The organism is Sphaerotilus sp., from assembly GCF_041083715.1.
Lineage (GTDB): Bacteria > Pseudomonadota > Gammaproteobacteria > Burkholderiales > Burkholderiaceae_C > Sphaerotilus.
Genome location: NZ_JBFPGY010000407.1, coordinates 1 through 4,777, shown reverse-complemented (window position 1 = coordinate 4,777; position 4,777 = coordinate 1). Strand labels below are relative to the sequence as shown.

The window sequence follows — 4,777 nt, the reverse complement described above, 5'->3', positions numbered from 1 at the left end:
GTCAAGAGCAACGCCATCGTCTTCTGCAAGGACGGCATGACGATGGGCGTCGGTGCTGGCCAGATGAGCCGGCTCGACTCGGCGCGCATCGCCAGCATCAAGGCCGGCCACGCCGGGCTGACGCTGCAGGGCACGGCCGTGGCCAGCGATGCGTTCTTTCCGTTCCGTGACGGGCTGGACGTGGTCGTGGACGCAGGCGCGACCTGCGTCATCCAGCCAGGTGGCTCGATGCGTGACGCCGAAGTCATCGCCGCAGCCGACGAGCGTGGCATCGTGATGGTGCTCACCGGCACGCGGCATTTCCGCCACTGAGCGGCACGGCAGGACAGGCCCGGATGCGCATCCTCGGTATCGATCCGGGTCTCCAGGTCACCGGCTTCGGCGTCATCGACGCAGATGGCCCGCGCCTGAGCTACGTCGCCAGCGGCACCATCAAGACAGCCGAAGCGCCACGCGGTGACCTGCCGCAGCGCATCCGCATCATCTTCGAGGGTGTGCGCGAGGTGGTCTCGACCTACCAGCCGGACACGGCGACGGTCGAGATCGTCTTCGTCAACGTCAACCCGCAGAGCACGCTGCTGCTCGGGCAGGCGCGCGGGGCGGCGCTGGCGGCGCTGGTGTCCTCCAGCAGCACGCTGAGCGTGTGCGAGTACACGGCATTGCAGATGAAGAAGGCCATCGTCGGCCACGGCCACGCCAGCAAGGAGCAGGTCCAGGCCATGGTGCAGCGGCTGCTGCAGTTGCCGGTGCTGCCGGGCAAGGACGCCGCCGACGCGCTCGGACTGGCGATCACCCACGCCCATGCGGGCAGCTCGTTCGCGGCACTCGCCCAGGGCGGCACGCTCAACCGCAAGGCCCACGCGCAGTACCGGGGCGGGCGCAGCTACTGAACCTGGACCGCAGCGTCCCGCAACGGCGGCGGCTACAGCACGAGGGCCAGCCGCTCCAGCAGCAGCACGGAGAAGAAGGCCAGCCCGGCAATCACCGTCCAGCGGATGATGGCCATCGCCCGTCGCCGCCAGACCGGCTGCCCGGTCGCCAGGTACAGCCCGAAGCTGAGCAGCCCCGACACCAGCAGCAGGAAGACCAGGACACGGAACACCATCATCGCCGCGTCTCCCGACTCACCAGGCCGGGGCGAGTTCGGCCATGCCCTGCGGTGCGAGTTTCTCGTCCGGGAAGGTGACGATCTCCCAGGCGGTCTCGTCGGCCAGCAACTTGCGCAGCAGCTTGTTGTTGAGGGCATGGCCGCTCTTGAAGGCGGTGTAGTCGGCCAGCAGCGGCTTGCCGCAGACGTGCAGATCGCCGATCGCATCGAGGATCTTGTGCTTCACGAACTCGTCGTCGTAGCGCAGCCCTTCTGCATTCAGCACGCGGTAATCGTCGATGACGATGGCGTTGTCCATGCTGCCACCCAGACTCAGGCCGCGCGAGCGCATCATCTCCACGTCCTTCGTGAAACCGAAGGTGCGGGCTCGGGCGATGTCCTGCTTGTAGCGGCCGGTGGCGAAGTCGAAGACGACACGCTGGCCAGTGGCATCCACCGCCGGGTGGCCGAATTCGATCTCGAAGCCGAGGCGGTAGCCATGGTGTGGTGCGAGCCGGGCCCATTTCAGCGTGCGGCCTTCGCCTTCGCGGATCTCGACGGCTTTCTTCACGCGCAGAAACTTCTTGGCCACGTTCTGCAGCGCGATGCCCGCACTCTGCAGCAGGAAGACGAAACTCGCCGCCGAACCGTCGAGGATGGGCACCTCGTCGGCCGTGATGTCGATGTAGAGATTGTCCAGTCCCAGCCCCGCGATCGCCGACAGCAGATGCTCGATGGTCTGCACCTTGGGCGCGCCAGGATCACCACCCGGTGAAATGGTCGTGGCCATGCGCGTGTCGCAGACCGACTCGGGGGTCACCGGAATGTCGACCGGCTGCGGCAGGTCGATGCGGCGGAAGACCAGCCCGGTGTCCGGGGCTGCGGGACGCAGTGTCAGTTCGACCTTCTGGCCGCTGTGCAGGCCGACTCCGACGGCACGGGTCAGCGATTGGAGGGTACGTTGTTGCAGCATGGCGGCATTCTAGGCAACAACACGGAACAAGGCCCGGTGTCCGCGAGGACACCGGGCCGGTCAGGCAGGCGGGAGGGGAGAGCGTGTGGCTGAGGAAGGGATCAGTCGGCCTGCTTGCGCAGGAACGCCGGAATCTCGATCTCGTCCATGCCGTTGGCAGCCAGTGCATCCACCTTGGCCGAGGCCTGGGTGCGATTCGGACGCCAGACGCTGGGAGCGCTGGCGTGGCTGGGAGAGACCAGCGGATGGGTCAGCACGGGAATGTTGTCGGTGCCGGTGCGCTGGCCCATCGAGGGCTGCACGACCTGCATCGGCGCCACGCGTTGCTGCGGGACCTGTTGCGGCTGCTGCTTGCCGGCAGGAGCCAGGCCGGTGGCGATCACCGTCACGCGCAGCGCGTCGCCCAGGCTCTCGTCGTAGGCCGTGCCATAGATGACGTGCGCTTCCTCGGCGGCATAGCGACGGATGGTGGTCATCGCGTTGCGGCTCTCGGAGAGCTTGAAGTTCTGCTTGCTCGCAGCGATCAGCACCAGCACGCCACGCGCGCCGGACAGATCGACACCTTCCAGCAGCGGGCAGGCCACCGCGGCTTCGGCAGCCTTGGTGGCGCGGTCCGGGCCGCTGGCGGTGGCCGTCCCCATCATGGCCTTGCCCGGCTCGCTCATCACGGTCTTCACGTCTTCGAAGTCGACGTTGACGAGGCCAGGGATGTGGATGATGTCGCTGATGCCGCCAACGGCATTGCGCAGCACGTCATTGGCTTCGGCAAACGCCTCTTCCTGCGTGACGTCGTCGCCCAGCACTTCGAGCAGCTTCTCGTTGAGCACGACGATCAGCGAATCGACGTTGGCTTCGAGTTCGTTCAGCCCGACATCGGCCTGCTTCATGCGGCGCGGGCCTTCGAAATCGAAGGGCTTGGTCACGACGCCGACGGTCAGGATGCCCATGTCCTTGGCCAGCCGGGCGATGACCGGAGCTGCGCCGGTGCCAGTGCCGCCGCCCATGCCCGCGGTGATGAACACCATGTGCGCGCCTTCGAGCGACGACTTGATGCGATCGACGGCTTCTTCCGCAGAGGCTTTTCCAGCTTCGGGACGCGAACCGGCCCCCAAACCAGTGTGCCCCAATTGCAACAAAGTGTGTGCCTTGGACCGGTTCAGTGCCTGCGCGTCGGTGTTGGCGCAGATGAACTCCACCCCTTGCACCCCGCGGTTGATCATGTGATCGACCGCATTGCCACCACCACCACCCACGCCGATCACCTTGATCTGCGTGCCCTGGTTGAACTCTTCAATCATCTCGATTCCCATGCCGCTCTCCTTGGATCTGAATTACATCAGAAACTCTTCAAGAACCAATCCCGTGCCTTGCCGAACAAACCCTGCGCCGTACCGCCGGAGGGAGCTGACCTCAATCCCCGCATGCGCGCCAGACGCGCTTCCTCCAGCAAACCCATCGCCGTCGAGGCCCGTGGGCTGGCCACCATGTCGTGCAGGGCTCCGCTGTACGTCGGAATCCCCATTCGCACGGGCTTGAGGAATATGTCCTCTGCCAATTCGATCATTCCCGGCATCACTGCCGAGCCGCCGGTCAGCACAATGCCAGAAGACAGCAACTCTTCGTAGCCACTGTCGCGAATGACTTGCTGAACCAGCGAAAAAATCTCTTCTACCCGCGGTTCGATCACGCCGGCCAAGGCCTGCCGGCTCAGCACCCGAGGCACCCGGTCCCCCAGACCCGGCACTTCGAGCTGCTCGGACGGATCTGCCAGCAATTGCTTGGCCACGCCGAACTCGATCTTGACGTCCTCGGCATCCTTGGTCGGGGTGCGCAGGGCCATCGCGATGTCACTGGTGATCAAATCCCCCGCAATCGGGATCACTGCAGTATGACGGATTGCACCGTCCGTGAAAATCGCCACATCGGTCGTGCCGGCCCCGATATCCACAAGCACGACGCCGAGGTCCTTTTCGTCCGGCGTGAGCACCGACAGGCTGGATGCACTCGGGTTGAGAACCAGCTGCTCGACCTCCAGGCCGCAGCGCCGCACACATTTGACGATATTCTCGGCCGCGCTGAAGGCACCGGTCACGATATGGACCCGAACCTCCAGCCGCTCGCCACTCATGCCCACCGGCTCGCGCACTTCCTGGCCATCAATGACAAATTCCTGGGGTTCGACCAGCAACAGGCGTTGATCATTTGGAATATTGATGGCCTTGGCGGTCTCGACCACGCGGGCCACGTCGACCGTACCGACTTCCTTGTCCCGGACAATGACCATGCCCGTGGAATTTCGGCCGCGCACGTGACTGCCGGAAATACCTGTGTAGACCCGACCGATCTTGCAGTCGGCCATCATCTCCGCCTCTTTCAGCGCGTGCTGGATCGACTGCACGGTGGCGTCGATGTTGACCACGACGCCACGCTTGAGCCCGTGCGAGGACGCCACGCCGAGCCCGGCAAGACGCATCTCGCCGTCCGGCAGGATTTCGGCCACCACCGCCATGACCTTGGCGGTGCCGATATCGAGTCCGACGACCAGATCGTTGTATTCCTTGGCCATTCGTGTTCCTTGCATATCGCCTTCAATGACCCTTGCCTGCGCGGACAGCCACCGGCGTGGTGCCCATGCCGGCCAGCCTCAGGGCGTAACTTTCACTGTGCCGCAGGTCGGCGTACTCGATCGCCCGGTGATCGAAGCGGGCGGTGATCTG

General features: G+C 65.1%; 5 protein-coding genes and 1 pseudogene. 2 read left to right on the top strand and 4 right to left on the bottom strand.

Annotated elements, in window-relative coordinates; translation table 11 throughout:
• Together purH and ruvC are read left to right on the top strand one after the other, a co-directional pair.
• Window positions 1-312, top strand: a pseudogene (gene purH, locus AB3X43_RS19125) (bifunctional phosphoribosylaminoimidazolecarboxamide formyltransferase/IMP cyclohydrolase); the annotation flags it as partial.
• 23 nt (window positions 313-335) lie between these two features.
• Window positions 336-890, top strand: coding sequence for a crossover junction endodeoxyribonuclease RuvC (gene ruvC, locus AB3X43_RS19120; RefSeq protein ID WP_369431464.1), 555 nt, complete (start codon window positions 336-338; stop codon window positions 888-890).
• A gap of 32 nt (window positions 891-922) precedes the next feature.
• On the opposite strand, the gene AB3X43_RS19115 is transcribed toward ruvC, so the two are convergent.
• The 4 genes from AB3X43_RS19115 to ftsA form a co-directional block, all read right to left on the bottom strand.
• On the bottom strand, window positions 923-1,108 hold the full coding sequence (locus tag AB3X43_RS19115) for a hypothetical protein (protein ID WP_369431463.1): 186 nt from the start codon (window positions 1,106-1,108) through the stop codon (window positions 923-925).
• Window positions 1,109-1,124: 16 nt separating this feature from the next.
• Complete coding sequence (gene lpxC / locus AB3X43_RS19110; protein ID WP_369431462.1) at window positions 1,125-2,060, bottom strand: UDP-3-O-acyl-N-acetylglucosamine deacetylase; 936 nt, start codon at window positions 2,058-2,060, stop codon at window positions 1,125-1,127.
• A 101-nt stretch (window positions 2,061-2,161) separates the two neighbouring features.
• The gene (gene ftsZ, locus AB3X43_RS19105; RefSeq protein WP_369431461.1) at window positions 2,162-3,370 is read right to left on the bottom strand and encodes a cell division protein FtsZ; all 1,209 of its coding nucleotides are present in this window, start codon (window positions 3,368-3,370) and stop codon (window positions 2,162-2,164) included.
• Between the two features lie 26 nt (window positions 3,371-3,396).
• Window positions 3,397-4,626, bottom strand: coding sequence for a cell division protein FtsA (gene ftsA / locus AB3X43_RS19100; RefSeq protein WP_369431460.1), 1,230 nt, complete (start codon window positions 4,624-4,626; stop codon window positions 3,397-3,399).
• Window positions 4,627-4,777 lie beyond the last annotated feature (151 nt).

Excerpts from the sequence above, each read along its gene's own strand:
- AB3X43_RS19115 (WP_369431463.1), bottom strand. The coding sequence starts at position 1,108 with ATGATGGTGTTCCGTGTCCTGGTCTTCCTGCTGCTGGTGTCGGGGCTG.
- ftsA (WP_369431460.1), bottom strand. The coding sequence starts at position 4,626 with ATGGCCAAGGAATACAACGATCTGGTCGTCGGACTCGATATCGGCACC.
- lpxC (WP_369431462.1), bottom strand. The coding sequence starts at position 2,060 with ATGCTGCAACAACGTACCCTCCAATCGCTGACCCGTGCCGTCGGAGTC.
- ruvC (WP_369431464.1), top strand. The coding sequence starts at position 336 with ATGCGCATCCTCGGTATCGATCCGGGTCTCCAGGTCACCGGCTTCGGC.
- ftsZ (WP_369431461.1), bottom strand. The coding sequence starts at position 3,370 with ATGGGAATCGAGATGATTGAAGAGTTCAACCAGGGCACGCAGATCAAG.